Here is a 16,262-nt window from a genome sequence, read left to right as displayed (position 1 = left end):
GGCGCGCATGACCCGGACACCAGGGGGTACCGATGAGGAATGCCCCTCGCCCGAAAGCTCGCCGACGCGACCGTGGTGATCACCGGCGCCTCCAGTGGCATCGGTGCGGCGACCGCCTATGCGCTGGCCCGTCGTGGCTGTGCGGTGGTGCTGGCCGCCCGCTCCGCTCCGGCTCTGGAGCGGGTCGCCGGGCACTGTCGTGAGCTGGGCGGTCGGGCACTGGTGGTGCCGACCGACGTCACCGACCCGGACGCGGTGCGCCGGTTGGCGACCGCTGCGGCGACCGAGTTCGGCCGGATCGACGCCTGGATCAACAACGCGGCGGTGGGCGCGGTCGGGTTGTTCGACGAGATCCCGGAGGCGGAGTTCCGCCGGGTGCTGGACGTGAACCTGCTCGGCAGCGCGAACGGCATCCGGGCCGCGCTGCCGCACCTGTCGGCGGCCGGCGGTGGTGTGGTGGTCAACAACGCCTCGATACTGGCCGAGGTGGCGATGCCGTACCAGTCGCCGTACAACGCCGCCAAGCACGGCATCCGGGGGCTGGCCGACACGGTCCGCCAGGAGCTGCGGCTCACCGGGCGCGGCGCGATCTCGGTCTGCACCGTGCTTCCGGCCACCATCGACACGCCGTTCTTCCGGCACGCCGCCAACCACAGCGGCCGGGAACTGACGCCACCGCCGCCGGTCTATCCGCCGGAGGTGGTCGCCGAGACGATCGTCCGGCTGCTGCGCAAGCCGCGCCGCGAGGCGTACGCGGGCGGGGCCGCCCGGTTGATCGGCCTGCCCTGGCGACTCGCCCCGGCCGCCGCCGAGCGTCTCCTCGGCTGGTACGCCCACCGCACCCAGTTCGGGCCCGCCGGCCGCCCCGAGGGCAGCGGGAACGTCTTCCGCCCGGACGCCGAGGCCCTGCCGGAGGGCGGCTGGCACGGGCGACGCCGACAGCTCGTCCGGGTGAGCGCCGCCGTCGGCCTGGCCGCCGCCGGCACGGTCGCCGCCGTGGCCCGGCAGCGGCGGCTGCCCGAACGGCGCGGACGGGACCGGTTACGGCCGGAGGGCAACGGGTAGTGGTCAGTCATGCGCGACGACGAGTACCCGACTCCCCTGTCCGACCCTGAGGCCGACGGCCTGCCGGACACCGCCGACGACGACTCGACGGCCGGTGACGACGTGCTGACCGGCCGGGAGGCGGACGGTCCGGCACCGGCCCAGTTGCCCGGCGACCGGACCCCGGTGGCGGTGGACGAGTTCGGCACCACCGCCGAGGAGCAGCTCGACGGCGAGTCGCTGGACTACAAGCTCGGCCGGGAGCAGTTCGAGCTGCCGGTCGACGACCCGCTGGCCGGTCCGGTCGACCCGGACATCGCGGCCGAGGCGGACAGTCGGGAGCAGGCGGCGCAGGCACAGCTCGACGCCGACGTGATCGACCCGGGCCCGACCTCCGACCCGAACTCCCCGGTGTCGCTCTACGACCACGACCGGCTGGGCACCGTCGCCGACGCCACCGTGGGCCGACTGGTCGAACCGGACGAGGGTACGCACACCGACCAGGAGACCGACTCCATCGCGTACGACGCGGGGGCCGCCGGTGGCGGGGCCAGCGCGGAGGAGTTGGCCGTGCACGAGACCCGGCCGCCGCACTCCGTCTGAGCGCCCACCCTCGCTTAGAGCGACCGGCAATAGGGCTGGCGGGGCTGCGGCGACCCCTGGCACATCGGCTGGCGGCGTTGTCGTCGTCGGCCATGCAACACCAGCATGACCTCCTCCTCCGCCTTGCCATCCTCGACCAGGACCCGCCTCGCCTCCACAGCCCTATTGCCGGTCGCTCTTACTCGTCGAGGCCGCGCTCGATCGCGTACCGGGTCAGTTCGACCCGGTTGTGCAGTTGCAGCTTGCCGAGCGTGTTCTGCACGTGGTTCTGCACCGTCCGGTGCGACAGTCCGAGCCGCTCGGCGATCTGCTTGTAGGACATCCCCTTGGCCACCAGCCGCAGCACCTCGGTCTCCCGGTCGGTGAGCCGGGGTGCGGCGTCCTGCGTACCGGCCGGGGCCTGCTCCCGCACGGCGGCCAGCCGGCGGTACTCGCCGAGCACCAGCCCGGCCAGGCCGGGCGTGAAGACCGGCTCACCGGCGGCGGTCCGCCGAACCGCGTCCAGGAACTCCGCCAGCCCGGCGGACTTCAACAGATAGCCGGTGGCGCCGGCCTTCACCGCGTCCAGCACCCCCTGCTGCTCGCCGCTGGCCGAGAGCATCAGCACTCGCACCTCGGGTCGTTCCGCCCGTAGTCCCCGGATCACCTGCACCCCGGAGATGTCCGGCAGTTGCAGGTCGAGCACCACCAGGTCGGGGCGGGCCGCGGCGACCACCCGGACCGCCTGACGGCCCTCGCCACAACTCGCGACCACCTCGTGGCCGGCCTCGGTGAGGTCGCGGGCCACCCCTTCCCGCCACATCGGGTGGTCGTCGACCACCATCACGCGTAGGCCGTTCACAGTCCCCTCCTCGGCACGGTGAGCTCGACCTCGGTGCCGGCGCCCGGGGTGGAGCTGATCCGGGCGGTCCCGCCGAGGTCGGCGAGGCGTCCCTGGATCGCGTGGGTGACGCCGAGCCGGCCCTGGGCGGCGGCCTCGGCGAGTCGTTCCGGGGTGAAGCCGGGCCCCTCGTCCCGGATCGACACGGTCACCGCCGTCCCCTCGTCCTCGACCAGTACCCAGGCGCGTCCGTCTCCGTGTCGGGCGACGTTGTCCAGCGCGGCCCCGATCGCGGCGGCCAGTTCGCGGGCCACCTGTGGTGGCAGCGGTACCGGGGTGGCCGGCGCGGACAGCGACACGCTGCCCGAGGCGTACCGGCCGAGCAGGGCGCGCAGGTCCACCGGCGAGTCCACGTCGTCGCCGGACAACGGGCCGGCACCGGAGATCAGCATGCGCAGCGCGGCCTCCTGCTCACCGGCGAGCCGGGCCAGTTCGCCGGCCTCGCCGTCGAGCCGCTCACCGCGTCGCTGCACCAGGGCGAGCACCTGGAGCACCGAGTCGTGGATGTCGCGGGCCAGCCGTTCCCGTTCGCGGTTGGCGGCCTCGATCTCGACCGCCCGCTGTAACCGCTCTCCGGCGGTCACGGTGAGCCGGGCGACGTGCCCGACCACCACGCCGGCGAGCAACATGAGGATCGCGCCGTTGATCGCGGTCGGGGTGGCCATCCCCCGGGTGGCCACGTCGGTGGCGCCGACGACCAGCGCGGCCAGCGCCCCGCGCCGCCGCCCGCCGCAGACCGCCCAGGCCAGCACCGGACCGCTCAGCCAGGCCACCGCCATGGTCGGTAGTCCGGCGTCCAGCGCGTCGCGGCCCATCACCCACGGGGTGGCCAGCAGGATCGCCACCACGACGCCGAGATCGGCCAGGAGAAGCGGCCAGCCGCGCCGGGACGGAGTCGCGTAGCCGATCGCGGTGACGGCGGTCCAGACCGCCATCACCAGCACCAGCACCCCGGCAAGCCACGGGTGGGCGTAGCGGTCCGCGTCGCGCAGCACGACCACGCAGACGTACGCCAGCGAGGCCACCCGGAAGACCGCGACGGCCCGCCAGAGGGGGAGTTCGAAACCACCGGGGGCGGACACGCCCGTCACCATGCCACAGCCCGTTCGGGGAGTCCTCGGCGATGCGGCGCACCTAACCCTGACGTACGGTGGTAAAAGCCGCGTAAAGCTCTGCGATCTCCTCTCGGGACGGGGCCATGACGAACGCAGAACCCCGCACACCGCGTACGGTGGTGCCCATCGAACACACCCTCCTGATCGCCGACGCCTTCGACCAGGCACAGGTGACCGAGCTGCGGCACTCGGTCACCTCCTGTGTGCGCGCCGCAGGGCTGCGCGACGACCGCCTGGACGACTTCGTGCTCGCGGTCAACGAGCTGATCACCAACGCGGTCCGGCACGGCGGAGGGCAGGGCTGGCTACGCCTCTGGACGCAGTCGGAACTGGTGATGTGCGAGGTCTCCGACCACGGTCAGGGCATCAGCGTGCAACGCCTAGACGACCGCAGCCGACCTGCGCCGGAGACCGCCGGTGGCTGGGGACTCTGGCTGGCCCGCGAGCTGACCGACGCGATGGACGTGGAGACCGGCCCGGCGGGCACCACGGTCCGCATCACCTCCGCGACCGTGGCCACCGAGCAGCACATCGGCCGGCACCGCAGCGACTGACGACCGACGCCCGGGGTCACTCCCAGCGGTTACCGGTGATCTTCTCGTAGACGTCCACGTAACGGGCCCGGGTGGCCTCGACCACCTCGGCCGGCACCTCGGGCGCCGGTTCGCGCTTGTCCCAGCCGCTGCCCGCCGCCCAGTCCCGCACGTACTGCTTGTCGTAGGAGAACTGCGTACGGCCCGGCTGGTACGACTCGGCCGGCCAGAAGCGGGACGAGTCCGGGGTGAGCACCTCGTCGGCGAGGACCAGGGTGCCGTCCGACGCCCAGCCCAGCTCGATCTTGGTGTCGGCGACCAGGATGCCGCGCTCGGCGGCCAGCTCGGCACCCCGGCAGTACACGTCGATGGTCAGCTTCCGCAGCCGCTCGGCGGTCTCCGCGCCGACCTCGTCGATCACCTCGGCGAAGGTCATCGGCTCGTCGTGCTCCCCCATCGGCGCCTTGGTCGACGGAGTGAAGATCGGCTCGGGCAGGATGGACGCCTCACCCAGACCACGCGGCAGCGCGACGCCGGACACCGCGCCCGTGCTCTGGTACTCCTTGAGGCCGCCGCCGGTGAGGAACCCACGGGCGACGCACTCCACCGGGACCATCCGCAGCCGGCGGCACCGGATCGCCCGCCCGGCGAACTCCGCCGGCACGTCGGTGGCGGAGATGACGTGGTGCGGCACCAGGTCGGCGAGCTGCTCGAACCACCACAGCGACAGCGCGGTGAGCAGCTTGCCCTTGTCCGGGATCGGGGTCGGCAGCACCACGTCGTAGACGGAGACGCGGTCCGAGGCGACCAGGATCAGGTCGTCGCCGTCCGCGTAGACGTCCCTCACTTTGCCCGAGTGCAGAAGTTCCACGCGAACAAGTAGACCACGCGCCGGAGGCACCACAGTTGCGGGACCGCAGCGCTTCCGAAGCGCTGCGGCACCCGGTCAGCGCCGCCGGTTACGGGTGAGCCGGACCAGCAGCAGGACCACCACGGCCACCACCGCCAGGCAGCAGAGCAGGCCCAGGAAACCGAAGACGCCGCCACCGCGCCCACGTCGCCGGGCGGCCTCCACGACCAGTTCCCCGGTGCCGGTCGAGGCCCACGCGGCGACCGGCACGAACACCGCCAGCACGACCGTTCCCAGGAGCGTGCCGAGCCGCCCCCACCACTTGCCGAAGGAAGACATGGCCCCATCCTCGCCGAGGCCCGCAACCCCTGGCCGGCGAACGGCGCTGCGAGCTGGGCCCCCGGCCTGCGGACGGGGCCACCGGCCGACTCGCCGGCGGAACGACGAAGGCCCCGGATATCCGGGGCCTTCGTCGTGCAGTAGCGGGGACAGGATTTGAACCTGCGACCTCTGGGTTATGAGCCCAGCGAGCTACCGAGCTGCTCCACCCCGCGTCGGTATGTGACAACCCTACCCCATCCGTCACGAGCCCCACCGACCACCCCACCGGTACCCGAACAAGGTGTTCCCGGCAGCCGTCGGGAGGGGGCACCGCACTCCGGACAACGAGAAAGGCCCCGGATATCCGGGGCCTTTCTCGTGCAGTAGCGGGGACAGGATTTGAACCTGCGACCTCTGGGTTATGAGCCCAGCGAGCTACCGAGCTGCTCCACCCCGCGTCGGTAGATCCACCGTAGCGCACCACCCCGTCCCGCCGCAAAACGACTCACAGAACGGCCGTGGCGCTGCCGGGGTCAGGCCGGGAAACGGACCGGGCCCGTGGCGGCGACGGGAGGTCGCCGGCCACGGGCCCGGTCGGATGCGGTTCGTCAGCCGGTCGGTGACGGGCTGCCGGTCGGTGCCGGACCGTTCGCCCCGGCTGCCTGCTGGGCCTGCTGGAACGCGGTCAGCGCCTCGTCCAGCGTCTTGAGCGCCCGGCCGTACCGCTCGAAGTCACCGGACGCCTGTGCGTCGCGCACCTCGGTGATCGCCGCGCGTACCCGATCGGCGGCGACACCCAGATCGCCGGTGAGCGGCGGCGCCTCGGTCGGGGTGGGCGTGGGCGTCGGCTCCTCGCCACCCGGTGGCGGCTCCTCACCCGCGGGCGGCTCCTCCGTGGCCGGCGGCGGGTTGCCTTCCGCCGCCCGCTTGCCCTGCTCCACGAGCTGCTTGATGCCGTCGGCCGGGTTGTCGGCCAGCACCACGAACGAACCACCGTCACCGTACGAGAGCAGCACCTTCTGCAACAGCGGGTACGCGTCGGTCTGGTTGCTCTTCACGTAGACCGGCTCGACGTAGAGCATGCCGTTGCCGAACGGCAGTGAGAGCAGGTTGCCGTACTGCACCTGGGCCTGGTTCGAGGAGAGCAGGTTCAGCTGCTGCCGGATGTTGGCGTTGTTGGTCATCTGCTGGTGCACCTGCACCGGGCCGGAGACTCGGGTCTGGTCGGGCAACTCCAGCACCTGCAACCTGGGCCGCCCGTCCTGGTACGACGCCGAGATCAACGCGGCCAGGTTCTGCCGGCCGTTGGGGGTGACCGCGCTGGTGAGCTGGAAGGTTGGCTCCTCCTGCCCGGGCATCTGCGTGTAGAGGTAGTACGGCGGCTGCTTGACCCCGCTGTCCGGCGCGTCCGGCACGTTCGGCACCTGCCAGAAGTCCTGGCCGGAGTAGAAGTCGCCGGGGTTCGTGACGTGGAAGCGGGTCAGCAGGTTGCGCTGCACCTTGAACAGGTCGGCCGGGTAGCGGAAGTGGTCTGCCAGCGACTGCGGAATCTCCGCGCGCGGCTTGATCAGGTCACCGCCGAAGGCATTGTTCCAGGCCTTGAGCACCGGGTCGTTCTCGTCGAACTCGTAGAGCACGACCGTGCCGTCGTACGCGTCCACGGTCGCCTTGACCGAGTTGCGGATGTAGTTGACGTTCTCCCGGGCCAGCTGGATGGTGCCCCGGCCGGTCAGCTCGTCGGTGGTCTCCTGCTGGAGGTTGACCCGCTCGGCGTACGGGTAGGTGGCCGAGGTGGTGTAGCCGTCCACGATCCACTGCACCCGGCCGTCCACCACGGCGGGGTACGGGTCGCCGTCGAGCGTCAGGAACGGCGCGACCTTCTCCACCCGGTCCCGCGGGTTACGCACGTAGAGCAGCTTGGAGTTGTCGTTGACCGCCTCGGAGAGCAGGAAGTTCGGCTCCTGCTCCTTGATCGCGTAGAGCAGCCGCCGGGAGAACGACCCGACGTCGACGCCGCCCTCGCCGGTGTAGGTGTAGTACGACTCGCGGGCCTCGCCGCTCTCGCCCGCCGGCCGGTCGAACTCCGCCGGGTTGGCGTCCTCGTTCGGCTTGCCGACGATGGCGTAGTCACCGTCCTGCATCCGCTCGCCGTAGTAGATCCGGGGCTGGCTGGCCGGGATCAGGTCGGTCGGCGAGGAGCAGGACTCCTGTGACCGCTCGCCGAGGAAGCCCGAGACGAAGAACGGCTGGCCACCGCAGACGACCCGGTTGGCGGGGGCGGCCACCACGCCGTACCCGTGGGTGTAGACGGTGTGGCGGTTGATCCAGTTGCTCTGCTGGGCGGTCAGCTCGCCGTAGTTGATCTCACGTACGCCGACCACGTAGTCCTGGGTCCGGCCGTCGACCGTGTACCGGTCGATGTCGAGCTTGGGGCCGAAGTCGTAGAAACCACGGACCTGCTGGAGCTGGGTGTAGGTCTCGCTGACCAGCTGCGGGTCGAGCAGTCGGGCGTTCGGCACCACCGCGGTGTCGGTGGCCAGGCTCTCCGTCGGGGTCAGGTTGCTGGCCGAGTACGCCGAGTTCTCGGCGATGTCCAGCCCGTACGAGGCACGGGTGGCGTCGATGCTGCGCTGGATGTACGGCGCCTCCTTGTCCCGGGCGCTCGGCTTGACCTCGAAGGTCTGCACCGCCCAGGGGTAGATGCCGCCGATCGCCACCGCCGAGACGCCGAGCAGCGCCAGCGAGATGCCCGGCCAGACCAGGTTCCGCATCCAGGCGTTGGAGAACACGATGATCGCGATCGCCACCACCACGGAGATGTAGGCGAGGATCTCCTTGGCCGGCAGCAACGCGTTGATGTCGGCGTACCCGGCGCCGTAGACGCCCACGCCGTCGTTGTACTCCAGCAGCATCGACCGCCGGTCCAGCACGTACGCAACGGCCTTGAGCAGCACGAAGACCGCGACCAGCGAGCTCAGGTGGGCCCGCGCCGCACCGCTCATCCGGTCGCCGACGCCCTGTAGGCGGACCCCGCCGAAGAGGTAGTGCACGGCCAGCGATCCGATCAGCGCCAGCACCACCGCGGTGAAGCCCAGCCCGAGCAGGAACCGCCAGAACGGCAACTGGAAGACATAGAAGCCGACGTCCACGCCGAACTCCGGGTCCTGCACGCCGAAGTCACCGCCGTGCAGGAAGAGCAGCCACTGGTTCCAGCGGCTCTGCGCGGACAGGCCGGCGAAGAGACCCACCACCACGGCGGCGGCGGCGATCCAGAGCCCGAGCCGGGGGCCGAGCAGCATCCGGTAGCGCTCCAGCGTCGCCTGCTCCGGCGAGTGCGGACGCATCCGGGGCCGCAACCGCTGCGCCAGCCAGAGGTTGCCGCCGACGATCAGGCCCATCGCGACGGCGGCGGCCAGGAACAGCAGCAACCGGGTGACGATCACGCCACGGAAGACCGAGGTGTAGTCGACCTCGGAGAACCACAGCCAGTCGGTCCAGGCCTGCACCCCCCAGCCGAGCAGGGTGAACAGGACGAACACCCCGATCAGCACCCCGATTGTGACGCGTCCGCGTCGGCTCATCCTCGGCAGAGGGCTGCTGCTACGCATGACCACTGTTGGCTCCGCACGCTCGTTATGATCGGCTCCGACCAGGCACCCAGAGTACGGGGTGTTCCTGAATGCGTTGTGGCAAGGTCGCGCCGCGCAGCCGACACCCGGTCCGTACGCGACCGCACCGACCAGCAGTCGTCCCAGGTCAGCGTGTGGTTCCGGCGGAACGCCGGGTCGGTCCGGCGGTCAGCAGAGCGTCGGCTCGCCCCCGGAACGCAGCGTCTCCAGCGCGGTGAGCGCCTCGTCGAGCGAACCCACCCGGACCAGCGGCAGGTCCGGCTGGCTGTTGGACACCGCCTCGGCACAGTTGGCCGCCGGCACCAGGAACACGGTGGCGTCGGCCCGCTTCGCGCCGACCAGCTTCTGTGGGATGCCGCCGATCGGCCCGACCTGGCCGGAGTCGTCGATGGTGCCGGTGCCCGCGATGACCCGGCCGCCGGTCAGGTCCTCCGGGGTCAGCTTGTCGATGATTCCCAGGGCGAACATCAGCCCGGCGCTGGGCCCGCCGATGTCCTGGAGGTCGAAGGAGAGCGTGAACGGGTGCGGCTGCTGCTGCTCGATCTCGACCCCGATGCGCGGACGGCCGTCCAGCTCCTCGGTGGTGACGGTGTCGACACGCGCGGCCCCGTCGCGGGTGTAGCCGATGCGCAGGGCGGTGCCCGCCGGCTTCGCCCGGACCAGCTCGGTCAGTCGGCCGGCCAGCGGCACCGGCTCCCCGTCGACCGAGGTCACCACGTCACCGGGACGCAGCACCCCGGCGGCCGGACCGTCGTCGGCGACGGTCTTGACCACGACCTGCACCTCGTACCCCAACTCCCGCAACGCGGCGGTCTCCGCGCTGGTCTGCGAGACCTGGAAGTCCTCGGCGTTGCGCTGCTCGACCTCCTCGCGGGTCTCGCCGGGCGGATAGACCAGCTCGCGCGGCACCACCGCCTGGTCGTCGGAGAGCCAGCCCTGGATGGCCGAGCGCAACTTCACGGTGGGCTGCACACCCACCGTGGTCAGCCGCAGTTGACCTGCGGAGGTGGAGGTCTCACCGCCGGTGACCTGGATCACCTCCTTGCCGTCCTCCTGCCCGAGCGTGTCCACCGTCGGACCGGGACCGAGCACGACATAGGGGACGGGTGCGCCGAGCACCCCGATGCTGAGCAGTGCGGTGAGCAGAGCACCGAGGAGGACGGTCACGCCACGTCGTCTCATGCGGCAGAGCGTACCGAGCCGGTTCTCGGGCGCCGGGCGGCACGACGGGACTTCGCCCTCAGCGCAACCGCGGTGACGGCGACCTGGGGCACGGCGCGCGTACCGTAGAGCTCGTGCCTGATATTCCGTTCGGTTTCGCGCTCCCGGGTGGGCAGCCGCCCGACCCCAACGACCCCGCGCAGATGCAGCAGTTCATGTCGCAGTTGCAGCACCTGCTCTCCGCGCCGGGCAGCGGGCCGGTCAACTGGGACCTGGCCCGGCAGGTGGCGGCCAGTCAGCTCGCGGCGGCGGGCGACCCGGCGGTCTCGCCGTACGAGCGCAACGCGGTCGAGGAAGCGCTGCGCATCGCCGACCTCTGGCTGGAGCCGGCCTCGGCGCTGCCCTCCGGCATCAAGACCACGGTGGCCTGGAACCGCAACGAGTGGATCTTCAAGACGCTGGACGTCTGGCGCAAGCTCTGCGACCCGGTGGCCAGCCGGATGGTCGGCGCGATGGGCGACCTGGTGCCGCCGGAGGCACGCGCCCAGCTCGGCCCGATGCAGTCGATGGTGGCCACCCTCGGCGGCGCCCTCTTCGGCGGTCAGCTCGGCCAGGCGCTCGGGTCGTTGGCCGCGGAGGTGCTCTCCGTCGGTGACATCGGCCTGCCGCTCGGCCCGGCCGGGACCGCCGCGCTGATCCCGGCCAACATCCGGGGCTACGGCGAGGGTCTGGAGCTGCCCGAGGACGAGGTACGCCTCTACGTCGCCCTGCGCGAGGCGGCCCACCAGCGCCTCTTCGAGCACGTGCCGTGGTTGCGCGGACACGTGCTCACCGCCGTCGAGACGTACGCGGCCGGGATCCGGGTCAACCGGGAGGCGATCGAGGAGGCGATGGGTCGGGTCGACCCGACCGACCCGGAGTCGATGCAGGCGATCGCCCTGGAGGGCATCTTCACGCCGGAGGACAGCCCGGCGCAGAAGGCGTCACTGGCTCGCCTGGAGACCGCTCTCGCCCTGGTCGAGGGCTGGGTCTGCCACGTGGTGGACGGCGCCGCCGACGGCCGGCTGCCGAACGTGGTCGCGCTCGGCGAGGCGTTCCGTCGCCGTCGGGCGGCCGGTGGACCGGCCGAGCAGACGTTCGCCGCCCTGGTCGGGCTGGAGCTGCGTCCCCGTCGGCTGCGCGAGGCCGCCGCGCTCTGGGCGGCGCTCACCGAGCACCGGGGCATCGCCGGGCGGGACGCCCTCTGGGGCCACCCCGACCTGCTGCCCTCCGACGACGACTTCGCCGACCCGGTGGCCTTCGCCATGGCCGACGTGGACCTGATGTCCGAGCTGGACAAGTTCGACTTCTCCGCCCCGGGCGGCCCGGAGGAGAAGATCCCGGGCGAGGTCGAGGGCAAGGGCCCGGAGCGCCCCGACGACACCGAGGGCGACGACCGCCGCTCCTGATCCCGCCGCACCCGCCGGTCCGGCGTCAGCCGGACCGGTCGGCGCCGGAGAGCAGGGCGCGGGTGTGCTCCCAGCCGTCCAGCGCGAGGTCGAGCCGGGCCAGGTCGGCCGGGCCGCGTAGCCGGTGCCAGGACGGGGTGACCGCGAGGTCGCCCGGCTCGGGCGCCGCCGCGCGTACGGCCGCGGGCACGGCGCTGTCCAGGTCCAGTGCCGGCAGCCAGGAGGGTACGGGCAGCCGGACCGCCGCACCGAGCAGTCCCGGCACACCGCCCTCGACCGGGGCGAGCGCTACCGGCCGGCTGGTCAACGGGCGCAGGAGCTTGCCGACGGTGAGTCCGGGCAGGTCGGGGGCGTCCCCGGCGACCACCGCCGCCTGCTCGTAGCCGTCGCCCGAGGCGGTGAGGGCGGCGAAGACGGCGTTGGGGGTCGGCTCGGGCACCTCGTACACGGTCGTGCCGGGCCAGATCACCTCGTCGGCCAGCCGGCGGTCCGCCGGGGTGGCCGCCACCGCCGTGTCGACCTCGTTGAGCATGGCGAGCAGGTCCACCACGTCCTCGGCGAGCGCGCGACGCCAGTCCGCCGGATCGATGCCGGGCGGCGTCCAGGCGACCGGGGCGAGCAGCGCCACCACCACACGTCGGGCCATCCTCCGACCCTACCGCCGGGGTGGACGAACGCTCAGGGCGTGCCGCCCACCGCCGCGACACCCTCCAGGTAGCCCCGGGCGCGTTCGGTCTTCGGGTACCGGCCGACCAACGCCCAGAACTGCGCGTTGTGGCTGGCCACGATGAGGTGGACGAGTTCGTGCAGCAGCACGTAGTCGATCACCCAATCCGGCATCTCCTGGAGTCGGTGGGAGAGCCGGATCGAGCGGTCCGCCGGGGTGCAGGAGCCCCATCGGCCGTTCTGGTTGCTCACCCACCGGACGCTGGCCGGCACCGCCTGGTCGCCGTACTCGGTCAGGTACAGCTTGATCAGCCGGCCGGCCCGTTCCAGCAGCTCGGCGTCGGAGCGGGTGAGACGCCCCTCACGGGCGGCGAGCCGGGCGAGCATCCGGTCGACCCACTCGCTCTCCTCGGCCCGGGAGAACTGGTCGGGGATGAGGACGACGACCCGCTCACCGTCGCGGTAGGCGGACACCGTACGTCGCCGACGCTGGCTGCGCCGTACCTCGACGACAGGCTTCCGCGCCCCCGCCATCAGTGGACCGCGCAGCCTCGGTTTGCTGTCACGTTGGCAAGCTAATGCGTTGTGACCAGGGGTCCGCAAGGGTCAAACCCCCGGCACGCGCCCGGAAAATGGGGATTGGTCGCCAGGAGTCCCGAAAAATTTCTGGCCGGAGGCCCGTGAGGCGTCGCGATCACCCATCGTGATGGTCGGTGAGGTGTCACCGCACCGACACGCTCCACGGTAAGTGATCATCGTCCGACCCCGCCAGTCGGGTCCCGATCTTCGGTCGCGCGGGCCCTACCAGCGGATTTAGCGACCTCCAGTCGGCGTGTCCCCGCCAAAAGGACTGATCTGGCCCAATTCGGCGTGCACACTCTCGACGTCGCCTTGCTCACAGTGGCAACGCGCAGCTGACATGGAACCGCCCTCACCTGGGTAGGGTCCGCCAACCGGTGGTCATGTGGATGACCACGGAGAAGACCCGGTGTCGGACGTCGTAGGCGCCCGTCGCCGGGAGAACCGCCGGACCGGCATCGACCCGGCGGACGAGACGAGGAGGCACACCGTGGCCGACCAGGCCCAGACCTACAACGGTTACTGCGTCAAGTGCAAGGAGAAGCGGGATTTCGAAGGCCGCGTCGAGGTCTCGAAGACCGGCATGAACATGGCCAAGGGCAAGTGTCCGGTGTGTGGCACAACAGTGAACCGCATCCTGGGCAAGGCGAAGGTCTGACGTACGCGTCCGCGCGAGGGGGTGGCCGGCGGCCACCCCCTCGCGGCGTTCCCGCTCACTGTCGGGCCGCCGACAGGGTTACCGGCGAGTTGTGGAAAACTCGCCGAATCCTGTGGACAGCCCTGGATCTGCGGGTGGCCACCTGTGGACAACGATCGACGGACAGCAGGGAATCGGTCACTGTTCGTACCCATGTCGCCGATCCCGGAGCACCCGCCGTCGCCCCGTCCCACCCTGTTGCCCGGCCTCAGCCGACTCTGGCGCGACCGGCACACCCTCCAGCTCGGGCTGGCACCGGAGCGTGCCGTCCTGGTCGAGTTCGCCGACCCCGGGGCGGTCCGGCTCCTCGACCTGCTCGACGGCACGCGCAGCGAGCGGCAGGCGCTGACCGGCACGGGCGGCCGTCCGGAGCACGCCCAAGCCCTGCTCGACGCACTGCGCGAGGCCGGGCTGGTGGTGCCGGCGCATACGCTGGTGCCCCGGGATCTCGCCGAGCCCCGTCGGAGCCGGCTCGCCGCGGAGGCCGGCGCGCTGGCCCTGGCCGCCGCCCGGCTGCCCGGCACCCCCGCGCAGGTGCTCCGACGTCGCCTGGCCGCCCGGGTGGTGGTCACCGGCCCCGGGCCACTCGGCGCCGCCGTCACCCTGGCCCTGGCCCAGGCCGGTGTCGGGCACGTCCAGCCCGACCTCACCGGCCCGGTACGCCCCGTCGACCTGGTCGCCAGCGGTATCGCCGCCGGTGACCTCGGGCGTCCGCTCGACGCGGCCGTCCGGGCGACCGTGACGCGCGCCGCACCCGGCACCGCCACCGAACCACTGCGCCGGACCCGGCCCGACCTGGTGATCCAGCTCGGCCTCGACCGACCGGCCGCCCTGGTGGCCGCCGGTCACGCCCAGCGCCGGCAGCCGCACCTGCTGGTCGACGTCCGGGAGGGCATACCGGTCATCGGGCCACTGGTCCGGCCGCCGACCGGCCCCTGCCTGCGTTGCCTCGACCTGCACCGCGCCGACCGGGACCCGCACTGGCCGGCCCTCGCCGCCCAGATCGCCCACACGCCCGCCACCCCGACGTGTGCCACCGGCACGGTCCTGGCGGCCACCGCCTACACGGTCGGCGAGGCGCTGGCACAGCTCGACGGCGGCACACCGGAGACGCTCGGCGGGGCGGCGGAGATCGGCCCGGCGGGCGTCACCCGCCGCCGGCACTGGCCGCCGCACCCCCGCTGCCGGTGCGGTGCGTACACCGAAGATGAACGCCAGCCCGGGCGCAGAGCAGCAGCGGGCCCGCCGAGTCGGTAACAATGACCTCGTGACCGACATCCCGCGCCGGGCCGTGTCCCGCACCGCCAAGCTCGCCGCACTGCCGCTCGGCTTCGCCGGGCGGACCGTCCTCGGCATGGGAAAGCGTGTCACCGGGCTCGCCTCCGACGTGATCTCCGCCGAGATCCAGCAACGCACCGCCGAGCAGCTCTTCAGCGTCCTGGGCCAGCTCAAGGGCGGGGCGATGAAGTTCGGCCAGGCGTTGTCCGTCTTCGAGGCGGCTCTGCCCGAGGAGGTCGCCGCGCCGTACCGGCAGGCCCTGACCAAGCTTCAGGAGGCCGCGCCGCCGCTGCCCGCCGCCAGCGTGCACAAGGTCCTCGCCGAGCAGCTGGGTCCGGCCTGGCGGGAGCGCTTCGTCACCTTCGACGACTCCCCCGCCGCCGCGGCCAGCATCGGGCAGGTGCACCGGGCCGTGTGGCGGATGCCGGACGGCACCGGGCGGGACGCCGCCGTCAAGATCCAGTATCCGGGCGCCGGTGACGCCCTGCTCGCCGACCTCAAGCAGCTCTCCCGGCTGAGCGCCATGTTCCGGGCCATCCAGCCCGGGCTGGACGTCAAGCCGCTCCTCGCCGAGCTGCGGGAACGCATCACCGAGGAGTTGGACTACGAGCTGGAGGCGGAGTCGCAGCGCGCCTTCGCCGCCGCGTACGAGGACGATCCCGAGATCTACGTCCCCTCGGTCTTCTCCGCCTCGCCCCGGGTGCTGGTCACCGAGTGGGTGGAGGGCACACCGCTGTCGGACATCATCCGGGAGGGCAGCGAGGAGCAGCGTGACCGGGCCGGCCTGCTGATGGCCACGCTGCACCTGTCCGCACCGGCGCGGGCCGGGCTGCTGCACGCCGACCCGCACCCGGGCAACTTCCGGCTGCTGGCGGACGGCCGGCTCGGGGTGATCGACTTCGGCGCGGTGGCCCGGATGCCGGAGGGTACGCCGGAACCGATCGGCCGCATCGCCGCCCTGGCCCTGCGCGGCGACGCCGACGGCGTGGAGGCCGGCCTGCGCTCGGAGGGCTTCCTCAGCACCGACGACCCGATCGACGCCCACGCGCTGCTGGAGTTCCTGCGGCCGATGCTGGAACCGATCGCCGCCGAGGAGTTCCGGTTCTCCCGGGCCTGGCTGCGTGCCGAGGCGACCCGGCTGGCCAACCCGCGCTCACCCGCGTACCAATTCAGCCGGCACCTCAACCTGCCGCCGTCGTACCTGCTCATCCACCGGGTGACGCTCGGCTCCATCGGGGTGCTGTGCCAGTTGGAGGCCAAGGCACCCTACCGGGGCATCCTGGAACGTTGGCTGCCCGGTTTCGCCGCGGTCGGCTGAGCACCGCCCCACCACACGACGACGGCGGGGGGGGGGGGGGCGGCCCCCCCCCGGGGGGGGGGGGGGGGGGCGTAAGAACGCCCCACACGCGGGCCCCCCGGGGCCGGGCGGGGGTTGCGGGGGGTCGGGGGGGGGGGGGT

General features: G+C 72.2%; 15 protein-coding genes and 2 tRNA genes. 7 read left to right on the top strand and 10 right to left on the bottom strand.

From position 1 onward, the window contains the following. Positions 1-39 precede the first annotated feature (39 nt). Positions 40-1,065, top strand: a complete 1,026-nt coding sequence (locus ACIBO1_RS11715) for an SDR family oxidoreductase (protein ID WP_396744366.1) — start codon at positions 40-42, stop codon at positions 1,063-1,065. 9 nt (positions 1,066-1,074) lie between these two features. Further along, entirely contained in the window at positions 1,075-1,647 is a 573-nt protein-coding gene (locus ACIBO1_RS11710) for a DUF5709 domain-containing protein (protein WP_350692591.1), read from the top strand. A 178-nt stretch (positions 1,648-1,825) separates the two neighbouring features. Here ACIBO1_RS11710 and ACIBO1_RS11705 read toward each other — a convergent pair whose 3' ends face one another. Next, entirely contained in the window at positions 1,826-2,470 is a 645-nt protein-coding gene (locus tag ACIBO1_RS11705) for a response regulator transcription factor (protein WP_350693154.1), read from the bottom strand. A 14-nt stretch (positions 2,471-2,484) separates the two neighbouring features. Further along, complete coding sequence (gene macS / locus ACIBO1_RS11700) at positions 2,485-3,609, bottom strand: MacS family sensor histidine kinase (RefSeq protein ID WP_396744363.1); 1,125 nt, start codon at positions 3,607-3,609, stop codon at positions 2,485-2,487. Between the two features lie 116 nt (positions 3,610-3,725). Here macS and ACIBO1_RS11695 point away from each other — a divergent pair, with 116 nt between their 5' ends. Next, positions 3,726-4,196 (top strand): ATP-binding protein, encoded by a 471-nt coding sequence (locus ACIBO1_RS11695; RefSeq protein WP_396744361.1) that lies wholly within the window; start codon positions 3,726-3,728, stop codon positions 4,194-4,196. A gap of 16 nt (positions 4,197-4,212) precedes the next feature. On the opposite strand, the gene ACIBO1_RS11690 is transcribed toward ACIBO1_RS11695, so the two are convergent. The 6 genes from ACIBO1_RS11690 to ACIBO1_RS11665 form a co-directional block, all read right to left on the bottom strand. After that, the gene (locus tag ACIBO1_RS11690) at positions 4,213-5,046 is read right to left on the bottom strand and encodes a phosphoribosylaminoimidazolesuccinocarboxamide synthase (RefSeq protein WP_396744359.1); all 834 of its coding nucleotides are present in this window, start codon (positions 5,044-5,046) and stop codon (positions 4,213-4,215) included. Between the two features lie 75 nt (positions 5,047-5,121). After that, on the bottom strand, positions 5,122-5,364 hold the full coding sequence (locus tag ACIBO1_RS11685) for a hypothetical protein (RefSeq protein ID WP_396744357.1): 243 nt from the start codon (positions 5,362-5,364) through the stop codon (positions 5,122-5,124). A gap of 141 nt (positions 5,365-5,505) precedes the next feature. Then, positions 5,506-5,579: transfer RNA gene (locus ACIBO1_RS11680), tRNA-Met, on the bottom strand. A 151-nt stretch (positions 5,580-5,730) separates the two neighbouring features. After that, a tRNA-Met gene (locus tag ACIBO1_RS11675) sits at positions 5,731-5,804 on the bottom strand. A gap of 150 nt (positions 5,805-5,954) precedes the next feature. Continuing rightward, positions 5,955-8,954 (bottom strand): UPF0182 family protein, encoded by a 3,000-nt coding sequence (locus ACIBO1_RS11670; protein ID WP_396744789.1) that lies wholly within the window; start codon positions 8,952-8,954, stop codon positions 5,955-5,957. A gap of 189 nt (positions 8,955-9,143) precedes the next feature. Beyond that, on the bottom strand, positions 9,144-10,157 hold the full coding sequence (locus ACIBO1_RS11665; protein ID WP_396744355.1) for a PDZ domain-containing protein: 1,014 nt from the start codon (positions 10,155-10,157) through the stop codon (positions 9,144-9,146). 113 nt (positions 10,158-10,270) lie between these two features. Here ACIBO1_RS11665 and ACIBO1_RS11660 point away from each other — a divergent pair, with 113 nt between their 5' ends. Then, positions 10,271-11,584 carry a zinc-dependent metalloprotease gene (locus ACIBO1_RS11660; protein ID WP_396744352.1) on the top strand — a complete coding sequence of 438 codons (1,314 nt, stop codon included), beginning with the start codon at positions 10,271-10,273 and terminating at the stop codon, positions 11,582-11,584. A 25-nt stretch (positions 11,585-11,609) separates the two neighbouring features. Here the strand turns inward: ACIBO1_RS11660 and ACIBO1_RS11655 are convergent, their stop codons facing one another. Both ACIBO1_RS11655 and ACIBO1_RS11650 read right to left on the bottom strand, forming a co-directional pair. Then, positions 11,610-12,230 carry a hypothetical protein gene (locus ACIBO1_RS11655; RefSeq protein ID WP_396744350.1) on the bottom strand — a complete coding sequence of 207 codons (621 nt, stop codon included), beginning with the start codon at positions 12,228-12,230 and terminating at the stop codon, positions 11,610-11,612. 32 nt (positions 12,231-12,262) lie between these two features. Further along, the gene (locus ACIBO1_RS11650; protein WP_396744347.1) at positions 12,263-12,784 is read right to left on the bottom strand and encodes a M48 family metallopeptidase; all 522 of its coding nucleotides are present in this window, start codon (positions 12,782-12,784) and stop codon (positions 12,263-12,265) included. Positions 12,785-13,319: 535 nt separating this feature from the next. Here ACIBO1_RS11650 and ACIBO1_RS11645 point away from each other — a divergent pair. The 3 genes from ACIBO1_RS11645 to ACIBO1_RS11635 all read left to right on the top strand — a co-directional run bounded on the left by ACIBO1_RS11645 (position 13,320) and on the right by ACIBO1_RS11635 (position 16,122). Then, positions 13,320-13,487, top strand: coding sequence for a DUF5679 domain-containing protein (locus ACIBO1_RS11645; RefSeq protein ID WP_012014940.1), 168 nt, complete (start codon positions 13,320-13,322; stop codon positions 13,485-13,487). A gap of 192 nt (positions 13,488-13,679) precedes the next feature. Then, on the top strand, positions 13,680-14,783 hold the full coding sequence (locus ACIBO1_RS11640) for a TOMM precursor leader peptide-binding protein (protein WP_396744344.1): 1,104 nt from the start codon (positions 13,680-13,682) through the stop codon (positions 14,781-14,783). A gap of 10 nt (positions 14,784-14,793) precedes the next feature. After that, on the top strand, positions 14,794-16,122 hold the full coding sequence (locus ACIBO1_RS11635; protein WP_396744341.1) for an ABC1 kinase family protein: 1,329 nt from the start codon (positions 14,794-14,796) through the stop codon (positions 16,120-16,122). Positions 16,123-16,262 lie beyond the last annotated feature (140 nt).

Source organism: Micromonospora sp. NPDC049903, assembly GCF_044460945.1.
Lineage (GTDB): Bacteria > Actinomycetota > Actinomycetes > Mycobacteriales > Micromonosporaceae > Micromonospora.
This window is presented reverse-complemented; position numbering and strand designations above follow the sequence as displayed.